Annotated in this window: 21 protein-coding genes; 13 read left to right on the top strand and 8 right to left on the bottom strand. The window is 73.5% G+C overall.

Annotated features, from left to right (window positions below):
* Positions 1 to 2 precede the first annotated feature (2 nt).
* Positions 3 to 722 (top strand): response regulator transcription factor, encoded by a 720-nt coding sequence (locus ACZ6W9_RS05900; RefSeq protein WP_470116802.1) that lies wholly within the window; start codon positions 3 to 5, stop codon positions 720 to 722.
* Positions 722 to 2,296 (top strand): sensor histidine kinase, encoded by a 1,575-nt coding sequence (locus ACZ6W9_RS05895; protein ID WP_389954626.1) that lies wholly within the window; start codon positions 722 to 724, stop codon positions 2,294 to 2,296. Before ACZ6W9_RS05900 ends, ACZ6W9_RS05895 begins: the two co-directional genes overlap by 1 nt.
* A 110-nt stretch (positions 2,297 to 2,406) precedes the next feature.
* Here ACZ6W9_RS05895 and ybaK read toward each other — a convergent pair whose 3' ends face one another.
* Positions 2,407 to 2,907: a Cys-tRNA(Pro) deacylase gene (gene ybaK / locus ACZ6W9_RS05890; RefSeq protein ID WP_389954623.1), complete on the bottom strand. Its 501-nt coding sequence runs from the start codon at positions 2,905 to 2,907 to the stop codon at positions 2,407 to 2,409.
* A 99-nt stretch (positions 2,908 to 3,006) separates the two neighbouring features.
* Here ybaK and hisD point away from each other — a divergent pair, with 99 nt between their 5' ends.
* The 9 genes from hisD to hisF are packed head-to-tail and all read left to right on the top strand — an operon-like array spanning position 3,007 to position 9,204.
* Positions 3,007 to 4,347: a histidinol dehydrogenase gene (gene hisD, locus ACZ6W9_RS05885; RefSeq protein WP_389954620.1), complete on the top strand. Its 1,341-nt coding sequence runs from the start codon at positions 3,007 to 3,009 to the stop codon at positions 4,345 to 4,347.
* Entirely contained in the window at positions 4,344 to 5,414 is a 1,071-nt protein-coding gene (locus tag ACZ6W9_RS05880; RefSeq protein ID WP_389954618.1) for a histidinol-phosphate transaminase, read from the top strand. Before hisD ends, ACZ6W9_RS05880 begins: the two co-directional genes overlap by 4 nt.
* Complete coding sequence (gene hisB, locus ACZ6W9_RS05875) at positions 5,411 to 6,028, top strand: imidazoleglycerol-phosphate dehydratase HisB (protein ID WP_362945561.1); 618 nt, start codon at positions 5,411 to 5,413, stop codon at positions 6,026 to 6,028. The genes ACZ6W9_RS05880 and hisB overlap by 4 nt, the downstream gene beginning before the upstream one ends.
* A gap of 34 nt (positions 6,029 to 6,062) precedes the next feature.
* Positions 6,063 to 6,218: a hypothetical protein gene (locus tag ACZ6W9_RS05870; RefSeq protein ID WP_362945559.1), complete on the top strand. Its 156-nt coding sequence runs from the start codon at positions 6,063 to 6,065 to the stop codon at positions 6,216 to 6,218.
* Positions 6,219 to 6,231: 13 nt separating this feature from the next.
* Complete coding sequence (gene hisH / locus ACZ6W9_RS05865; RefSeq protein WP_389954613.1) at positions 6,232 to 6,867, top strand: imidazole glycerol phosphate synthase subunit HisH; 636 nt, start codon at positions 6,232 to 6,234, stop codon at positions 6,865 to 6,867.
* 40 nt (positions 6,868 to 6,907) lie between these two features.
* A complete protein-coding gene (locus ACZ6W9_RS05860) occupies positions 6,908 to 7,249 on the top strand; it encodes a hypothetical protein (protein ID WP_389954611.1) in 342 nt (113 codons plus the stop codon).
* A 4-nt stretch (positions 7,250 to 7,253) separates the two neighbouring features.
* The gene (gene priA, locus ACZ6W9_RS05855; RefSeq protein WP_389954608.1) at positions 7,254 to 7,976 is read left to right on the top strand and encodes a bifunctional 1-(5-phosphoribosyl)-5-((5-phosphoribosylamino)methylideneamino)imidazole-4-carboxamide isomerase/phosphoribosylanthranilate isomerase PriA; all 723 of its coding nucleotides are present in this window, start codon (positions 7,254 to 7,256) and stop codon (positions 7,974 to 7,976) included.
* Positions 7,977 to 7,978: 2 nt separating this feature from the next.
* A complete protein-coding gene (locus tag ACZ6W9_RS05850) occupies positions 7,979 to 8,437 on the top strand; it encodes a RidA family protein (protein WP_362945551.1) in 459 nt (152 codons plus the stop codon).
* On the top strand, positions 8,434 to 9,204 hold the full coding sequence (gene hisF, locus ACZ6W9_RS05845) for an imidazole glycerol phosphate synthase subunit HisF (protein WP_470116801.1): 771 nt from the start codon (positions 8,434 to 8,436) through the stop codon (positions 9,202 to 9,204). Before ACZ6W9_RS05850 ends, hisF begins: the two co-directional genes overlap by 4 nt.
* Before the next feature lie 49 nt (positions 9,205 to 9,253).
* Here the strand turns inward: hisF and ACZ6W9_RS05840 are convergent, their stop codons facing one another.
* On the bottom strand, positions 9,254 to 9,721 hold the full coding sequence (locus ACZ6W9_RS05840; RefSeq protein ID WP_470116800.1) for a DUF732 domain-containing protein: 468 nt from the start codon (positions 9,719 to 9,721) through the stop codon (positions 9,254 to 9,256).
* 201 nt (positions 9,722 to 9,922) lie between these two features.
* Here ACZ6W9_RS05840 and ACZ6W9_RS05835 point away from each other — a divergent pair, with 201 nt between their 5' ends.
* Positions 9,923 to 10,294 (top strand): hypothetical protein, encoded by a 372-nt coding sequence (locus ACZ6W9_RS05835; protein ID WP_470116799.1) that lies wholly within the window; start codon positions 9,923 to 9,925, stop codon positions 10,292 to 10,294.
* 78 nt (positions 10,295 to 10,372) lie between these two features.
* Here the strand turns inward: ACZ6W9_RS05835 and ACZ6W9_RS05830 are convergent, their stop codons facing one another.
* The 5 genes from ACZ6W9_RS05830 to ACZ6W9_RS05810 form a co-directional block, all read right to left on the bottom strand.
* Entirely contained in the window at positions 10,373 to 10,951 is a 579-nt protein-coding gene (locus tag ACZ6W9_RS05830; protein ID WP_470116798.1) for a Uma2 family endonuclease, read from the bottom strand.
* Between the two features lie 214 nt (positions 10,952 to 11,165).
* Positions 11,166 to 12,560, bottom strand: a complete 1,395-nt coding sequence (locus ACZ6W9_RS05825; protein ID WP_389954602.1) for a glutamine synthetase family protein — start codon at positions 12,558 to 12,560, stop codon at positions 11,166 to 11,168.
* A gap of 297 nt (positions 12,561 to 12,857) precedes the next feature.
* Positions 12,858 to 13,019 carry a cytochrome c family protein gene (locus ACZ6W9_RS05820; protein ID WP_362945543.1) on the bottom strand — a complete coding sequence of 54 codons (162 nt, stop codon included), beginning with the start codon at positions 13,017 to 13,019 and terminating at the stop codon, positions 12,858 to 12,860.
* A 93-nt stretch (positions 13,020 to 13,112) separates the two neighbouring features.
* Positions 13,113 to 13,607 carry an ABA4-like family protein gene (locus ACZ6W9_RS05815; RefSeq protein WP_389954598.1) on the bottom strand — a complete coding sequence of 165 codons (495 nt, stop codon included), beginning with the start codon at positions 13,605 to 13,607 and terminating at the stop codon, positions 13,113 to 13,115.
* Positions 13,604 to 14,548, bottom strand: coding sequence for a hypothetical protein (locus ACZ6W9_RS05810; RefSeq protein ID WP_470116797.1), 945 nt, complete (start codon positions 14,546 to 14,548; stop codon positions 13,604 to 13,606). Before ACZ6W9_RS05810 ends, ACZ6W9_RS05815 begins: the two co-directional genes overlap by 4 nt.
* An 86-nt stretch (positions 14,549 to 14,634) precedes the next feature.
* Here ACZ6W9_RS05810 and ACZ6W9_RS05805 point away from each other — a divergent pair, with 86 nt between their 5' ends.
* Positions 14,635 to 15,294, top strand: coding sequence for a MerR family transcriptional regulator (locus ACZ6W9_RS05805; RefSeq protein WP_470116796.1), 660 nt, complete (start codon positions 14,635 to 14,637; stop codon positions 15,292 to 15,294).
* A 14-nt stretch (positions 15,295 to 15,308) separates the two neighbouring features.
* Here the strand turns inward: ACZ6W9_RS05805 and ACZ6W9_RS05800 are convergent, their stop codons facing one another.
* Positions 15,309 to 15,962 (bottom strand): TIGR03085 family metal-binding protein, encoded by a 654-nt coding sequence (locus tag ACZ6W9_RS05800; RefSeq protein WP_389954591.1) that lies wholly within the window; start codon positions 15,960 to 15,962, stop codon positions 15,309 to 15,311.
* Positions 15,963 to 16,065: the final 103 nt, after the last annotated feature.

The raw sequence follows: 16,065 nt of genomic DNA, 5'->3' as shown, positions 1-16,065 counted from the left end.
GGATGAACTCAGACGATCGCGCGTCCGGCCCGGGGCGTCCGCGTCCCGGGGAGCGGCTGCTGGTGGTCGACGATGAGCCCACGATGCGGGAACTGCTGTCGGCGACCCTGCGTTTCGCCGGTTTCACCGTCGCGTCGGCCGCGACCGGAGCCGAAGCCGTCGACGCGGTCCGGGACTCCCCGCCCGACCTGGTGCTGCTCGACGTGATGCTGCCCGACCTGGACGGGTTCGAGGTGGTGCGGCGGCTGCGTGAGCTCACCTGGCCCCCGGTGCCCGTCCTGTTCCTCACGGCCCGGGACTCGCCGCAGGACAAGATCGCCGGGTTGACGGCCGGAGGCGACGACTACGTCACCAAGCCGTTCGACCTGGAGGAGCTGATCGCCAGGATCAGGGCGATCCTGCGCCGCGCCGGTCTCCCCGGCGCGCACACCCTGGTCGTCGGCGATCTCGAACTCGACCCGGAGGGCCATCAGGTCCTGTGGGCCGGCGACCCGGTACGGCTGTCGCCCACCGAGTTCCGCCTCCTGCACCACCTGATGCTGAACGCCGGCCGGGTGGTGCCGAAGGCGCGGATCCTCGAACACGTCTGGCGGTACGACTTCGCGGGCGACTGCGGCATCGTCGACACCTACGTGAGCTACCTGCGCCGTAAGCTCGGAGCCGCGGGCCCCCGGCTCATCCACACCGTGCACGGGGTGGGCTACGTGCTGCGCGTGCCGTGATGACGCGCTCGCCCTCCCGTCTCGCCGGCGCCGGCCGCGCCCGTGTCCTCCGGTGGCCCCGGTTCCGGCCCGCGCGGCCGTCGCTGCGCGCCCGGCTCCTGTTGATCACCAGCGCGCTGCTGGCGTCGGGACTCGCCCTCGGCGGGTCCTTCGCGGTCGAATGGTTCCGCTCCACCCTGGTGGAACGTGTCGACGGCCGGCTCCTGACGCTCGGCGGGCTGGCCGCCGCCCTTCCGCCCGGCATGTGGACGGAGCGTTCACCGGGGGCGCTCGCCGTACAGGGGCGCGTGGCCGGCCTCGACATGATCACAGAGGTCTATCTGGCCCGCCTGGCGCCCGACGGCACGGTGCGGGAGGAGACGCGCCTGCCGTCGCGGCCGGGGACCGCGGGGGCCGCCGTGGACGGTCCCGAGCTGCCGGTCCTCGACGCCGGGGCGGTCGCGGCCCGCGCCCGGCGCCCCTTCGACGCCGCGGGCGGGCGCGGCCCGGAGAGCTGGCGGGTCGTCGTCCTGCCCGTTCCGGCCGGGCGGGCCCCGGCGCCGCCCCCCGCCGGGGCGGCCCGGTCCGCGCCGGACGGCGGCGTGGTGGTCGCGGCCTCCCTCGGCGCGGTGCGGTCCACCGTGGGGAGGCTGCGAGCGGTCCTCCTGGGCGCGGGGGTGATCCTGCTGGCGTTGCTCACCCTGACGGGATGGTTCGCGATCAGGGCCGGGTTGCGCCCGCTCCGCCGGATCGAGGACATCGCCGCGGCCATCGCGTCGGGAGACCTGACCCGGCGGATCCCCCGGGACGCGGGTCCGGGCACCGAGGTGGGACGCCTCGCGGACTCGCTCAACGGCATGCTGGGCCAGCTCGAACGGGCGTTCGCCGCGCGGGCGGAGTCGGAGGCGCGGCTGCGGCGCCTCGTCGCCGACGTGGGCCACGAGCTGCGCACCCCGCTCTTCGGGATCAAGGGATTCTCCGAGCTCTACCGGATGGGCGGCCTGGCCGACGTGGCGCCGGCGATGGCCCGCATCGAGAGCGAGGCGGGGCGCCTGACCCGGCTCGTCGAGGACCTGCTCCTGCTGGCCAGGCTGGACGAGGGCGGGGACGCCTTCCCGCTGGAGCTCGCCCCCATGGACCTGCGCACGCTCGCCGCCGACGCCCTCCTCGACCTGCGGGCGCTGGCGCCGGACCGGCCGGTCGAGCTGACGGGCCCACGGGGCGGCGCGCCCGGACCCGGGCCGGTGCTCGGGGACGAGGCGCGGCTGCGCCAGGTGGTGAGCAACCTCATCGGCAACGTGGTCGCGCACACCGCGGACGGCACGCCCGTCCGCGTGGGGGTGGGAAGGTCAGGCGCGGAGTCGGTCCTGGTGGTCGAGGACCGCGGTCCCGGTCTCACCCCGGAGCAGGCGGAACGGGTGTTCGACCGGTTCTACCGCGCCGACGGCTCCCGTGCCCGGACCGGAGACGGGGGAGCGGGGCTCGGCCTGGCCATCGCGTGGTCGCTGGTGGCGGCGCACGGCGGCCGGATCGAGCTGCGGACCTCCCCGGGCGGAGGCGCGGCCTTCTCGGTGGTCCTGCCCGCCGCCCCCTGAGCCGTGCCCGCACGGGCACGGCTCGGAGCGCTGCCTGGACCGCGGCGGCGGGACGGGGCACGGGACCGGCGGTGGCCGGGCCGCCCCGCCGATGGGCACGGGACCGGCGGTCAGCCGGTCCTGCCGATGGGCGCGGTGACCGCCCCGGTCAGGCGGACCAGCTCCGCGGGGGCCGTCTCGATCTGCAGCCCGCGCCGCCCGGCCGAGAAGTAGATCGTCTCGAAGTCCAGCGCCGAGGCGTCGACCACCGTCGGCAGGGGCTTTCGCTGGCCCAGCGGGCTGATCCCGCCCACGACGTAGCCGGTGACGCGCTCGACCTTGGCGGCGTCGGCCATCGCGGCCCGCTTGCTCCCCAGCGCCGCGGCGAACGCCTTGAGGTCGAGTCTGCCCGCCACCGGCACCACGGCGACCGCCAGGCCGCCCTCGACCTCCGCCACGAGCGTCTTGAAGATCCGCTCGTACGGCACGCCGAGCGCGTCGGCCGCCTCCTCGCCGTAGGCCTGGGCGTCGGCGTCGTGCTCGTAGGGGTGGAGGGTGAAACCGGTTCCCGCCTTGGTCAGCGCGACCGTCGCCGGGGTGCCCTGACCGCCCTTGTTCCTGCTCTTGCTCACGGGCGGAGTCTAGTGTCTGATAGAAATCTACGTCGTAAAGGCGATGTCCGGATGCCGGACGGAACCTCGGCGGGTGCCGGGCATCCGTAGACTGGACGGGTGATTTCCCGTACCGACCTGCGCGGAGTCCTGCCCGAGGACCTGCGAGACGTGCTGCCCCGTGCCGAGCTCGACGTCGAAGCCGCCCTGGAGAAGGTGCGGCCGATCTGTGAGGACGTGCATCATCGCGGCGTCGAGGCGGTGCGGGAGCTGACCGCGAGGTTCGACGGCGTCGAGCTGGAATCCACTCGCGTCCCGGCCGAGGCGATCACCGCCGCGCTGGAGGCGCTGGACCCGCGGGTCCGTGAGGCGCTGGAGGAGTCGATCCGCCGCGCCCGGCTGGTCCACCGCGACCAGCGGCGCTCCGACGTCACCACGAAGGTGGTGCCCGGCGGCACGGTGACCGAGCGCTGGGTGCCGGTCGACCGGGTGGGCCTCTACGTCCCGGGCGGCCGGGCGGTCTACCCCTCCAGCGTGGTGATGAACGTGGTGCCCGCGCAGGAGGCCGGGGTAAAGTCGCTCGCGGTCACCTCGCCACCCCAGAAGGATGGTGTTCCTCACTCGCGTGAGGGTGAGCCCGAGTTCGGCGGGCTGCCGCACCCCACGATCCTGGCGGCGTGCGCGCTGCTCGGGGTGGACGAGGTGTACGCGGTGGGCGGCGCGCAGGCGGTGGCGATGTTCGCCTACGGCACCGAGGAGTGCCGGCCGGCGACCATGGTGACCGGGCCGGGCAACATCTGGGTGGCGGCGGCCAAGCGGCTGCTCAAGGGCCGCATCGGCATCGACTCCGAGGCCGGGCCCACCGAGATCGCGATCCTCGCCGACCGCACGGCCGACCCGGTGCACGTCGCGGCCGACCTGATCAGCCAGGCCGAGCACGACACGATCGCCGCGGCGGTGCTGGTCACCGACTCGGCGGAGCTGGCCGACGCGGTGGAGCGCGAGCTGCCCCGGCAGGTCGCCGCGACCAAGCACTCCGAGCGGATCACCGAGGCGCTGGCGGGCCGGCAGTCGGGGATCCTCCTGGTGGACGACATGGAGGCGGGCCTCGCGGTGGTGGACGCCTACGCCGCCGAGCACCTGGAGATCCAGGCGGCCGACGCCGCGGCGCTGGCCGCGCGGGTCCGCAACGCCGGTGCGGTCTTCATCGGCCCCTACGCCCCGGTCTCGCTCGGCGACTACCTCGCCGGGTCCAACCACGTGCTGCCCACCGGCGGCTGCGCCTGTCACTCGTCGGGCCTGTCGGTGCAGACGTTCCTGCGCGGCATCCACGTCGTGGACTACAGCCGTGAGGCCCTGGCGGAGTCCGCCGCGCACGTGTGCGTGCTGGCCGACGCCGAGGACCTCCCCGCGCACGGCGCGGCGGTCCGTGCCCGGTTCGACTGGGAGATCCCCTCATGAGACTCGAAGACCTGCCGATCCGCGACGACCTGCGGGGGCTTTCGCCGTACGGCGCGCCGCAGATCGACGTCCCGGTCCGGCTCAACACCAACGAGAACCCCTACGGCCCGTCGGAGACGCTGGTCGCCGACCTGGCCGAGGCGGTGCGGCGCGGCGCGGGCGAGCTGAACCGCTACCCCGACCGCGACGCGACGGCGCTGCGCGCGGACCTGGCGGCCTATCTCGGGCACGGACTGACCGGCGAGCGGGTGTGGGCGGCCAACGGCTCCAACGAGGTGATCCAGCAGATCCTGCTGGCCTTCGGCGGGCCGGGCCGCACCGCGATGGGCTTCGAGCCCTCCTACTCGGTGCACCGGCTCCTGGCTCTGGGCGCCTCGACCGAGTGGGTCCCGGCGGCGCGCGAGGACGACTTCGGGATCGACCCTGGCAAGGCCGTGGCGGCGATCGAGGAGCACCGGCCCGCCATCGTGTTCCTGACCTCGCCCAACAACCCGACCGGCACCGCGCTGGACCCGGAGGTGATCGCGGGGGTCGTGCGGGCGGCGCCGGGCATGGTGGTGGTGGACGAGGCGTACTTCGAGTTCGCCAGGACCGGCACCCCGTCGGCGCTGACCCTGCTGCCGGAGCACCCCCGGCTCATCGTCACGCGGACGATGTCGAAGGCGTTCGCGATGGCGGGGACCCGGCTGGGTTATCTCGCGGCCGATCCGGCGGTGGTCGAGGCGCTGCTGCTGGTGCGCCTTCCTTACCACCTGTCGACGCTCACCCAGACGGCGGCGCGGGTGGCGCTGTCCCACGGCCGCGAGCTGCTGGGCACGGTCGACGCGCTGCGGGCCGAGCGTGACGCCACGGTGACGTGGCTGCGCGGCAGGGGTCTCGCGGTCGCGGACTCGGACGCCAACTTCGTGTTGTTCGGCCGGTTCGAGGACCGGCACGCGGTCTGGCGGGCCCTCCTGGACCGGGGGGTGCTGATCCGGGAGGTGGGCCCGCCCGGGTGGCTGCGGGTTTCGATCGGTACGAGCGAGGAGATGGCGGCGTTCCGCGCCGCCCTGGAGGAGATCCTGTGAGCAGTCCCGCCGGAGACGTTCCGGAGCGCCGCGGCCGGGTGGAGCGCGGCACCAAGGAGACCTCGGTGCTGGTGGAGGTCAACCTGGACGGCACCGGGCAGGTCGAGGTGTCCACGGGTGTGGGGTTCTACGACCACATGCTGAACCAGCTCGGCAAGCACGGCCTGTTCGACCTGACCGTGAAGACCGAGGGCGACCTGCACATCGACTCCCACCACACGATCGAGGACACCTCGATCGCGCTGGGTGCGGCGTTCCGCGAGGCCCTGGGCGACAAGTCGGGCATCCGGCGGTTCGGCAGCGCGTCGTGCCCGCTGGACGAGGCGCTGGCGCAGGTAACGGTCGACCTGTCGGGCCGCCCGTACCTCGTGCACACCGAGCCCGAGGGCATGGCCCCGATGATCGGCCCCGACTACGACACGACGATGACCCGGCACATCCTGGAGTCGTTCGTCGCGCAGGCCGCGATCTGCCTGCACGTCCACGTCCCCTACGGCCGCAACGCCCACCACATCGTGGAGGCGCAGTTCAAGGCGCTGGCACGGGCGCTGCGTGAGGCGTCGGAGTTCGACCCGCGGGCCAGTGGGGTGCCGAGCACCAAGGGGGTCCTGTGACCCTCGCGGGTTCCGCGGGGGCGGGGGAGGGCCCGTGAGCGACAACTGGACGGCCGTCGCCATGGCCTTCGTGGCGCTGTTCCTGGTCGGCGGGATCCTCTCGTTCTACAAGCAGGGGCTGAAGAAGGGCGCGCTGCTGCTGGCCGTCCTGGCGGCGATGGCGACGACGGCGGCGGTGCTGTGGTGGTGAAGCTGGTGAAGCTGTGGTGAAGAAGGTCACGGTCCTGGACTACGGTTCGGGCAACCTGCGCTCGGCCGAGCGGGCGCTGGCCCGCGTCGGCGCCGAGGTGACGGTGACGTCCGACCGGACCGTGGCGATGGAGGCCGACGGCCTCGTCGTCCCGGGTGTCGGCGCGTTCGCCGCCTGCATGGCGGGGCTGCGCGCGGTGCAGGGCGACCGGATCATCGACCGGCGGCTGGCCGCGGGGCGGCCGGTGCTGGGCATCTGCGTGGGCATGCAGATCCTGTTCGGCACGGGCGCCGAGCACGGCGTGGTCACCGAGGGCTGCGGCCAGTGGCCGGGCACGGTCGAGCGTCTCTCGGCACCGGTCCTGCCGCACATGGGGTGGAACACGGTCGCGGCTCCGGAGGGCAGCGTGCTGTTCGGCGGGCTCGACCCGGAGACCCGGTTCTACTTCGTCCACTCCTACGGCGTGCGGTCCTGGGACATGCCGGTGGGCGACGGTTTCGTCCCGCCCCTGGTCACCTGGGCCGAGCACGGCACGCCGTTCGTCGCGGCGGTGGAGAACGGCCCGCTGTCGGCGACCCAGTTCCACCCGGAGAAGTCCGGTGACGCCGGAGCTCAGCTGCTGGCCAACTGGCTCGGCAGCCTCGGGTGAGCGGCCGGGCGGGCGGGGCGGATATCCGTCGCGGGCCGCGGTGAGCAGGGAACGCGCCCGGCGCCGGGCCGAACGGGAGGCCGAGCGGGCCCGCCAGGCGACGCTCCGTGCGGAGCGGGAGGCCCGGCTGGCCCGGCGGCGCCGGCGGATCGGCAGGGTCACCGCCCTGATGCCCCGCAGGCCCGTCCGGATCGCCGCGCAGGGCGGCATCCGGGCCCGCCGCCGCCGGGCGCAGAACGGCGTGGTCGCGGTCCTGTTCCTCATCGTGCAGGTGATCGCCTGGCTGCTGTGGTCCTCGTGGGCCGCGCGGCTGGGCGTGCTGGTGCTTTCGGCGCTGTTCGCGCCGCTTTTCGTCATCCTCGTCTTCGACCGGAGGTCCTGATCAGATGTCGCTAGAGTTGCTGCCCGCCGTGGACGTCGCCGACGGACAGGCGGTCCGCCTGGTCCAGGGGGAGGCGGGCACCGAGACCTCCTACGGCGACCCCCTGTCGGCGGCGCTCGCCTGGCAGGAGGCCGGCGCGGAGTGGGTCCATCTGGTCGACCTGGACGCCGCCTTCGGCCGGGGCTCCAACCGCGAGCTGGTCGCCACCGTCGTGGGCGCGCTCGACGTCAAGGTCGAGCTGTCCGGCGGCATCCGCGACGACGCCTCCCTGGAGGCCGCGCTGGCCACCGGCTGCCGCCGGGTGAACATCGGCACCGCCGCCCTGGAGAATCCCTCCTGGTGCGCCAAGGCCATCGCCCACTACGGCGACCGGATCGCGGTCGGCCTCGACGTCCGGGGCACCACCCTGGCCGGCCGGGGCTGGACCAAGGAGGGCGGCGACCTGTGGGAGGTGCTGGAGCGCCTGGAGTCCGACGGCTGCCCCCGCTACGTCGTGACCGACGTGACCAAGGACGGCACGCTGCGGGGCCCCAACCTGGACCTGCTGCGGGAGATCTGCGCCCGTACCGACAGGCCGGTGGTGGCCAGCGGCGGCGTGTCGTCGCTGGACGACCTGCGGGCCCTGGCCGCGCTGACGCCGATCGGCGTCGAGGGCGCCATCGTGGGCAAGGCCCTGTACGCGCAGGCGTTCTCCCTGGAGGACGCGCTGGCGGCGGTGAGATCCTGACGATGCGGCACATCGGGGGGCACACGACGAGCCGCCGCTCGGGCACGAGGGTGTTCAGCGGCGGAGTCTGGGAGGAACGGTACGGCTACGCCCGCGCGGTGGTGGCCGGGCCGTGGGTGATCGTGTCGGGCTGCACGGCCGCCGTGGAGGGGGAGGTGCGGCACGCCGGCGACGCCTACCGGCAGTCGCTGACCGCCTTCGGCGTCGCGCTCGACGCGATCGAGCGGGCGGGCCTGTCGCGCCGCGACGTGGTGCGGGTCCGCTACTTCGTGGTCGACGACGACCACTACGACGAGGTCGGCCGGGCGCATGCCGAGCTGTTCGGCGATGTGCGGCCCGTCTGCACCGGGGTGCGGGTGGCGGGCCTGATCGACCCGCGCATGCTGGTCGAGGTGGAGGTCGACGCCTACCGCGAGGCGCCCGTCGTGAGCGCCCGCGTGAACCAAGGAGACATGAGATGACCGTCGCGGTGCGAGTGATCCCCTGCCTGGACGTGGACGCCGGGCGGGTGGTCAAGGGCGTCAACTTCGAGAACCTGCGCGACGCCGGTGACCCGGTCGAGCTGGCCCGCCGCTACGACGCGGAGGGGGCCGACGAGCTGACGTTCCTCGACATCACGGCCTCCAGCTCCGACCGCTCCACGATGTACGACGTGGTGCGCCGTACGGCGGAGCAGGTGTTCATCCCGCTGACGGTCGGCGGCGGGGTGCGCTCGGTGGAGGACGTCGACCGGCTGCTGCGGGCGGGCGCGGACAAGGTGGGCCTGAACACCGCGGCCATCGCCCGGCCGGAGCTGCTGACGGAGGCGTCGCGGCGGTACGGCTCGCAGTGCGTGGTGCTGTCGGTGGACGCCCGCCGGGTGGTGGACGGGCCGCCGACGCCGTCCGGGTTCGAGGTGACCACCCACGGCGGCCGCCGCGGCACAGGGATCGACGCGGTGGAGTGGGCGCGGCGCGGTGAGGAACTGGGGGCGGGGGAGATCCTGCTCAACTCCATGGACGGCGACGGCACCCGTGACGGCTACGACCTGGAGATGATCCGGGCGGTGCGGGCGGCCGTGTCGATTCCGGTGATCGCCAGCGGCGGCGCGGGGAAGCTGGCGGACTTCCCGCCGGCGGTGGAGGCCGGGGCCGACGCGGTCCTGGCGGCGTCGGTGTTCCACTTCGGCCAGCTCAAGATCGGTGAGGTGAAGGACACCCTGCGCGCGGCGGGCCACCCCGTCCGCTGAGCCGCGGGCCCGGTCGCGGCCGGGCCCGCGGCGGGTCTCCGCCCGGGTCTCAGCTCGGGACGAGGTCGCGGTGGCGGGGGCACAGGGCCACGATGGCCGCGCCCGTTACGAACGCCGAGGTCTCCAGCCCGTACCGGTCGGCGTTGCCGGTCGCGACGTCGGTGAGGCTCCTGCCGTCGTCCAGGGCCTTGCACATCGAGCGTCCGAGCCGCAGGAGCGTGGCCGAGTCCGCCTTCTTCAGCGTGGGCCGCTGCCGCACGGTCATCAGGAAGACCTCCTCGTTCCCTCCCTGCTGCCCGCCGCCCGAGCTGGACTCCGGCTCCGGGGTCGGCCTGCCGGTCGGCTCCGCGCTGGACTCCGGCTCCCCGGTCGGCTGCGACCGCTCCGTCGGCTCCTCCTTCGGCATGGTGGTCACGGCCGGCGTGGCCGCCACGGGGTCGTCGTCGCCGGTGAGGACCACCACGCCGCCGATCGCGGCGGCCAGGACCAGCACGCCGCCGGCCGCGAGCAGCGCCACCTTCGGGCCGCCGCCCTTCTTGGGGGGTTGCGCTCCGGGCTGCCAGCTCGGCGGCGCCCACGCCGTCGGGCCCGGCTGCTGGTGCTGCCAGCCCTGCGGACCGTCCTGCCGGGGTGGGTGGATCTGCGGCTGCTGGGAGGGGTAGGGGTGCCGCCCCTGCGGGCCGTACGGCGGGGCCGGTGAGCCGTACGGCTGTTGCGGGTGCTGGGGTTGCTGCCCTGGCCACTGCCCACCGTGCTGTCCGCCGGGCTGGCCTGGCCACTGATCACCGTGCTGTCCGCCGCCCTGGCCCGGCCACTGGCTGCCGGGCTGCTGCTGCGCGGGGCCGGGCTGCCCGGGGGCGCCGGTCCCGTGAGGCCACTGCCCGGACGGGTGGTGCGGCTGTGGTCCACCCGGTCCGCCCTGTCCGCCGGGCCCGTGGGACCACTGCCCGTGCTGCTGCCCGGGTTGCTGCGGATACTGCCCTGGCCACTGACCGGGCTGTTCCGGCCGGTCGGGCTGCGGCGGCTGGCCGGGGTACTGCGGAGGATGCATTCGCGCACTTTACGCCTTTTTGATGACGATCCGCTGTGAATTACCGTCCGAAACTCCGGAAAACGCCACCCGAAACCATCGGGACGGTGTCGCCCGCCGACCCGGGAAAGGTCGTGATCAGACCAGGGTTCCGGGGTCGATCGTCAGGGGGACGGGACCGGGCAGGGTGGCGGCGGTGCCGGGGGTGAGGGAGGCCACCTGCCGGTAGATGTCACCGTCGATCCGGTAGACGTCGATGACCAGCGTGTGCTGGTCGATGATCCAGTACCACTCGCACTTGGTACGCGCGTAGCGGTTCATCTTGGTCAGGCGGTCGCGGTTGGAGTTGGTGGATGTGACCTCCGCGAGGATCTCGATCTCATGCGGTTCCACGTAGAGGTCGCTGTCCGTGTCCCGGCGGAAGACGGCGATGTCGGGAGCGAACACGGTGTCGGCGTTGAGGCGGTAGTTGACCGGCCCCTCCACGTCCAGGTCCAGGTCGCCGTCCCGCAGGCACGCCTCGATGGCGTTGATGAGCCTGCGGGCGATGCGCTGGTGGCGGATCGAGGGGGCGGGGGTCATGACGATGCAGCCGTCCTCAAGCTCGAAGCGGCGGCCGATGTCGCCGAAGTCGTGGTTCATGAACTCGTCCGCGGTCCAGTACCGCGGAGCCCAGGGAAGCGCTCCGGGGGGTCCGGACTCGTGTGCAACGCTCATGCCTGCCACGCTACCGAGATTCCCGGGCGTCTCACAGCGAGACGGCCCGAGCCGGGAGGCATGTTGACCATCAAGTTCACGACATATGCCGAGTCCGGGGCGGAAACCGTGATGTGCCGGTGGTGACGGGTTTCTCCGGCGTGCCCACGCCGCAGATCACCCGCCATCGGAGGGAGGAGCTTTCCGCGTCCGCCGCCGGTGTGCCCCGGGGCGGTCAGAAGACGCGGAAGTGGTGGAAGAGCTCGTAGTCGGCGTCCTGGAGGGCGAAGGCGCGGGCCTCGGAGCGTTTGACGGCCAGGTAGGCCGCGGCGCGCAGCGGGCCGAGGGCGTTCATGAGGAGCTCGTCGGCCTCCAGCGAGTCCAGGGCCTCCGGGAGGGTCGCGGGCAGCCGGGGCACGCTTCCCTCGGGGAGGGTGGCGGGGTCGACGTTCACTGGGTCGCCGGGGTCGAGGCCACGGCGGATGCCGTCCAGGCCGGCGTGGATGACGGCGCCCAGCGACAGGTAGGGGTTGGCCGAGGAGTCGGAGGGCTTGAACTCCAGGTTGGCCGACGCCTCGGCGTCGCCGCCCACGGGGGAGCAGATCCGCACCGCGGCCTCGCGGTTGTCCATGCCGTAGCAGGCGTGGGCGCTCGCCCACATCCGGGGCGCCAGCCGTCGGAAGCCGTTGACCGATCCGCAGGTCAGCGCGGTCAGGGCGGGCAGGTGGGCGAGGAGGCCGCCGATGAAGCGGTAGGCGAGGGGCGAGAGGCCGTAGCGGTCGCCCGCGTCACCGAAGGCGTTGACCCGCAGGTCGCGGTCCCACAGGGAGAGGTGCAGATGGGCGCCGTTGCCGGCCTGGTCGGCCAGCGGCTTGGGGGCCAGGGATGCCCACAGGCCCATGGCGGAGGCCACTCCGCGGACGGTCTCGCGGTAGACCACGTGGTTGTCGGCGGCGCGCAGCGCGGGGGCGTGGCGGACGGACAGCTCCTGCTGGCCGTGGCCCAGCTCGGGGTGGTAGTGCTCGACGCGCAGCCCCTGGCCCTGCAGGGCGCGCACCAGCCGCATCGTGTAGTCGTGGGCCTGGTTGAAGCCGGGGGTGGCGTAGCACAGGCTGTCGTCGATCGGGACCAGCCGGTCGAGGCCGCCCGTCGGGGACGGCACGCGTCGGCCGAGGGTGAACTCCGGCTCGTAGGCGGCGACCAGGGCGTGGCCCTCGGCGGCCAGGGCGTCGACGGCGTCCCGCAGGAAGGTGCGGGGACAGGCATCCCAGGGGGAGCCGTCGGTGCGGCGCAGGTCCGACACCATGGCCGCGGCGCCGGGGGCGTAGGGGAGGGCGACGAAGGTGGCCGGGTCGGGGACGATGCGGACCTCGCCGACCGGGCCGAGGCGCTCGACCTCCTGGAGCTGGTCGAGCATGTTCATCGCCATCATCGCCACGGTGTGACCGATGCCCGAGCCGAGCCGCTCGGCGAGCCGGGAGCGGGAGGCGGCCTTGCCGCGGATGACGCCTCCGTGGTCGGCGTACAGGAAGCGGACCAGTTCGATGCCCTCGGTCTCGGCGCGTTCGAGGACGCGCCGCTCCTCCGGGTCGGGCGGATGGGCTCCGGTCCCGCTGTGACGATCTGACATGTCTCGTGCGTAACACGTCCGGCGGTACGGCGGAAGCACATCCGGGCCGCGCCGGTGACGCCATGGGGTCACCCTGGGGTCACCACGGGGTCACCGAGGGCTCGCCGGGGTGCGCCCAGGGGCCCGCCGGAGGCTCACCCGGGGTCCCCGCCGCGTCTCCCCGCGGTCTCGGGGGCTTTTCGGGGGGACGCCTGAGGCGTCACGGTGGCGTCGTGGCGGACGCGGCTCCGGGATGCCGTGCGCTCCCGCGGGGTCGGCGGGAGCGCCGGGGTGAAGGTCGGGGCGGACCCGCCGGGATCAGGTCAGCACACGTGTGAAGAACACGGCGAGTTGGTCGGCCCCCCTGATGATCCCGTCGAAGACGCCGTTCACCGCGTCCGCGGCCTGGGCCGGTTTGGTGAAGAGATAAAAGGCCACGAAGGCTATCGCCACATAGGTGAGGATCTTCTTGACCTGCATTGGGGGCCTCCTGCAGTTCCCGTCCCAGCCGTATATACCCGGATTTTAAGATCTTTGGCATCTTCGGCCCGAGTGGCTCCCGGATTTTGATCATCATACCTGCCCCGCTTCGGCCGCCCATTGCGGTTTCGCGGGATCGGCATGACTCGCCTTCGCTATCGTGCGGTCGGGACGCCGCGATGTCCAACCCCTCAGGGCCAGATATACCGGTAGGGATAGGGGGGACAGCAGGATCGCGGAAATCAGGATCGGCCCCGTCACCAGCGGATGGATCCCCCTCTCCCGGCTGTCGAGATAGATCCACCGGCCCACCAGCAGGTCCCAGGAGATGATCTGTGCCCACATGGCGGACAGCGCCTGCGGGTCGCGGGTCAGCGCGACGAGACCCGGCAGGGTGGGACGGGTCACCACGGGCCAGAAGTCCGCCAGCAGGGGGACGAGCAGCGTCAGGCACACCGCGAGCGAGGGCAGCACGATCAGCGGCGAGCCGATGATCCGCCGGGTGCGCGACCACGCCGGCGCGACGATCATCAGGGCCCAGAAGGGCGCGGCGGCCAGGAAGCTGAGCTGGAAGAGGGTCTCGATCACGGCTTCACCTCGGCGGGGGCGGCGGCCCGCCGGGCGGCGGGCGCGGACGGGGGAACGAGGGCTGAGAGGGCGGGAAGGGCGGCGACCGCGGTGACGGTCAGGAGCAGCCCGGCGGCGGCCAGGGTCGGGCCGTCGGGCCGCAGCAGCGGCTGGCCGCGCAGCGCCTGCCAGGTCACCAGGGCGGTCAGTCCGGCGTAGCCGAGGCCGCCGGCGGCGACCAGGCGGAGCCGGGCCGCCCGGTCGGCGACGCGGCGGACGGCCAGGGCGAGCAGCGGCAGGGCCTGCAGGGCGTGCATGCCGACGAAGTGCGGGATGCGCAGGTCGCCGCCGGTGGTGCTCCACCCCAGGAGGGGCAGGCCCGGCCCGCCGTCGGCGACGCCGACGCCGTGCGCGCCGACGACGGTGACCACGGGGGCGGCGAGCTGGGCGGCGCTGGGCCGGATCATCAGGTAGCCCAGGGCCATGCCCGCGGCGGAGACGGCCAGCCCGATGCGGACCGCCCAGGTGTCCGCCGGCTCCGCCCGCCGCTCGCGTGCCACGAGGATCGCCGCCAGGACGTTGGCGACCATCAGCACGATGATGGTGGTGCCCATGGCCGAGTAGAGGGCCGAGTCCAGCGGGGTGGAGACGTTGAAGTGGCTGCGCCGTCCCCGGACCGCCTGGGTGACGATGACTGCCATCTCGCCCAGGGCGGCGGCGGCCAGGGCGGTGCCCAGCCACCGGCTCCAGCGGGCGGCCCACGTCGCCGGGGAGACGAGGGAGAGCAGCCAGGACCAGGTGACCCCGTAGATCCCGAGCGAGAGGGCGAACTTCAGCGGCTTGGCCCAGACGGGCGCTCCGTCCAGGGTGCGGTCGTCGAGGAGGAGGCCGCCGGTGGCGACGACCGCGAGGACGGCCATGACGGCGGACATGCACAGCAGGGGGCGGTGCGGGCGAGGCACGGGGCGTCCCTCCAAGCGGATAACGGATATATCTACTATCTATAGCTAAACTCTGGGGGGACCACAAGAGGAGGAACGCCGTGCGGATGGCGGAGCTGAGTCGGACGACGGGCGTCTCCGTGCCGATGATCAAGTTCTATCTGCGGGAGGGGCTGCTCCCCGGCGGGGAGCGGACCAGCCCCAACCAGGCCAGATACGATCAGCGGCACGTGCGCCGCATCATGCTGGTCCGGGCCCTGGCCGACTACGCCGGGCTGTCCATCGCCGACATCCGCGAGCTGCTCGCCCATCTCGGCGAGCCCGGCCGCAGCCTGCACGACCAGCTCGGCGTCGCGCAGAAGGCGGTCACCCCCCGCCGGGAGCCGGGCGAGGGCGAGGAGTGGGACAGAGCCGAGCGCCAGGCCAGGGAGCTGATCCGGCGCCACGGCTGGGAGGAGGAGCCCGACAGCCCCGCGATGCAGACCGTCACGGGCGTGCTGCTCACCGCGGCGGGGCTGGGCTACGACGGCATGCTGGACCGCCTCGACGAGTACGCCGAGGCGGCGGAGCTGATCGCGCGGGCCGACGTCGCGGCCGTGGCCGAGCGGACGGATCTGGAGGGCATGGTCGAGCTGGTCGTGGTCGGGACCTCGCTCGGCGACGCGCTGGTCGCCGCGCTGCGGCGGATCGCGCAGGCCGGCGCCTCGGCCCGCCTGTTCGGCGACGGCTCAGAAGGGCCCTGTGGTCCGGGGGACGGTGACGGCTGAGCGGCTCAGACCGCTCAGACCCCCAGGGAGGCGTCCCGCAGGCGCGCCACCGCCTCCTGGGAGCCGTTCAGCTCGACCCTGGCGTACGGCTGGCGGCCGAAGCAGAAGAGCACCAGCTCGCCGGGCCGGCCCGACACCTCCACCCGCGCGCCGCCCCGGGGTCCGCCGAGCAGCACGTCGCGGGGGCCCCCGCCGGCCGGGGCGCCGGTGCGGCGCAGCACCACGCCCACGGGCGACCTGCGCAGCAGCAGGCGGCCGAGGCCGCGCAGCCGCTTCCACAGGAGCTCCTCGAAGGCCGCGGGCAGCTCCCGCGGCTCCCAGCCCGGCCGTGCCCGCCGTACGTCCTCGTGGTGGATGAACAGCTCGACGGTGTTGACCGTGCTGTCCAGGCCGGGGACGAGGCCGTACAGTCCCGCCGGGCCGGAGCGGACCAGCCCCACCAGGCCGGCGTAGCCGTGCCGGGCCTTGAGGGACTCCTGCACCGCGGCGGTACGGCCGGCCAGCCGCCGGATCGCGATGCCTCCCGCGGCGTCCGGGCGGCGCTCGCGCAGCACGAGGTGGGCCGCCAGGTCGAAGGCCGTCCACCCCTCGCACAGGGTGGGGGCGTCCGGTCCGACCTGGAGGAACAGGTCGCTCAGCGCGGCGCGTTCGGCGCGGGCATGGGTCATTCGACGATCCTAACAACCCCTAGGTTTGGGGGATTTTGCCGGTAATGGGCGCCTTGGGCGAGGCGCGCGGGGAATAAGGACATGATCTGGCGTGATAGTGACT

The sequence above is a fragment of the Streptosporangium sp. NPDC053982 genome (assembly GCF_055585205.1).
This window is presented reverse-complemented; position numbering and strand designations above follow the sequence as displayed.

Bases quoted from the DNA above. Each gene is read 5' to 3' on its own strand.
- ACZ6W9_RS05830 (WP_470116798.1), bottom strand. From the start codon at position 10,951: ATGAGCGTTGCACACGAGTCCGGACCCCCCGGAGCGCTTCCCTGGGCT.
- ACZ6W9_RS05800 (WP_389954591.1), bottom strand. From the start codon at position 15,962: ATGACCCATGCCCGCGCCGAACGCGCCGCGCTGAGCGACCTGTTCCTC.
- hisF (WP_470116801.1), top strand. From the start codon at position 8,434: ATGACCGTCGCGGTGCGAGTGATCCCCTGCCTGGACGTGGACGCCGGG.
- ACZ6W9_RS05825 (WP_389954602.1), bottom strand. From the start codon at position 12,560: ATGTCAGATCGTCACAGCGGGACCGGAGCCCATCCGCCCGACCCGGAG.
- ACZ6W9_RS05880 (WP_389954618.1), top strand. From the start codon at position 4,344: ATGAGACTCGAAGACCTGCCGATCCGCGACGACCTGCGGGGGCTTTCG.
- ACZ6W9_RS05820 (WP_362945543.1), bottom strand. From the start codon at position 13,019: ATGCAGGTCAAGAAGATCCTCACCTATGTGGCGATAGCCTTCGTGGCC.
- ACZ6W9_RS05900 (WP_470116802.1), top strand. From the start codon at position 3: ATGAACTCAGACGATCGCGCGTCCGGCCCGGGGCGTCCGCGTCCCGGG.
- ACZ6W9_RS05850 (WP_362945551.1), top strand. From the start codon at position 7,979: ATGCGGCACATCGGGGGGCACACGACGAGCCGCCGCTCGGGCACGAGG.
- ACZ6W9_RS05895 (WP_389954626.1), top strand. From the start codon at position 722: ATGACGCGCTCGCCCTCCCGTCTCGCCGGCGCCGGCCGCGCCCGTGTC.
- ACZ6W9_RS05805 (WP_470116796.1), top strand. From the start codon at position 14,635: ATGGCGGAGCTGAGTCGGACGACGGGCGTCTCCGTGCCGATGATCAAG.
- priA (WP_389954608.1), top strand. From the start codon at position 7,254: ATGTCGCTAGAGTTGCTGCCCGCCGTGGACGTCGCCGACGGACAGGCG.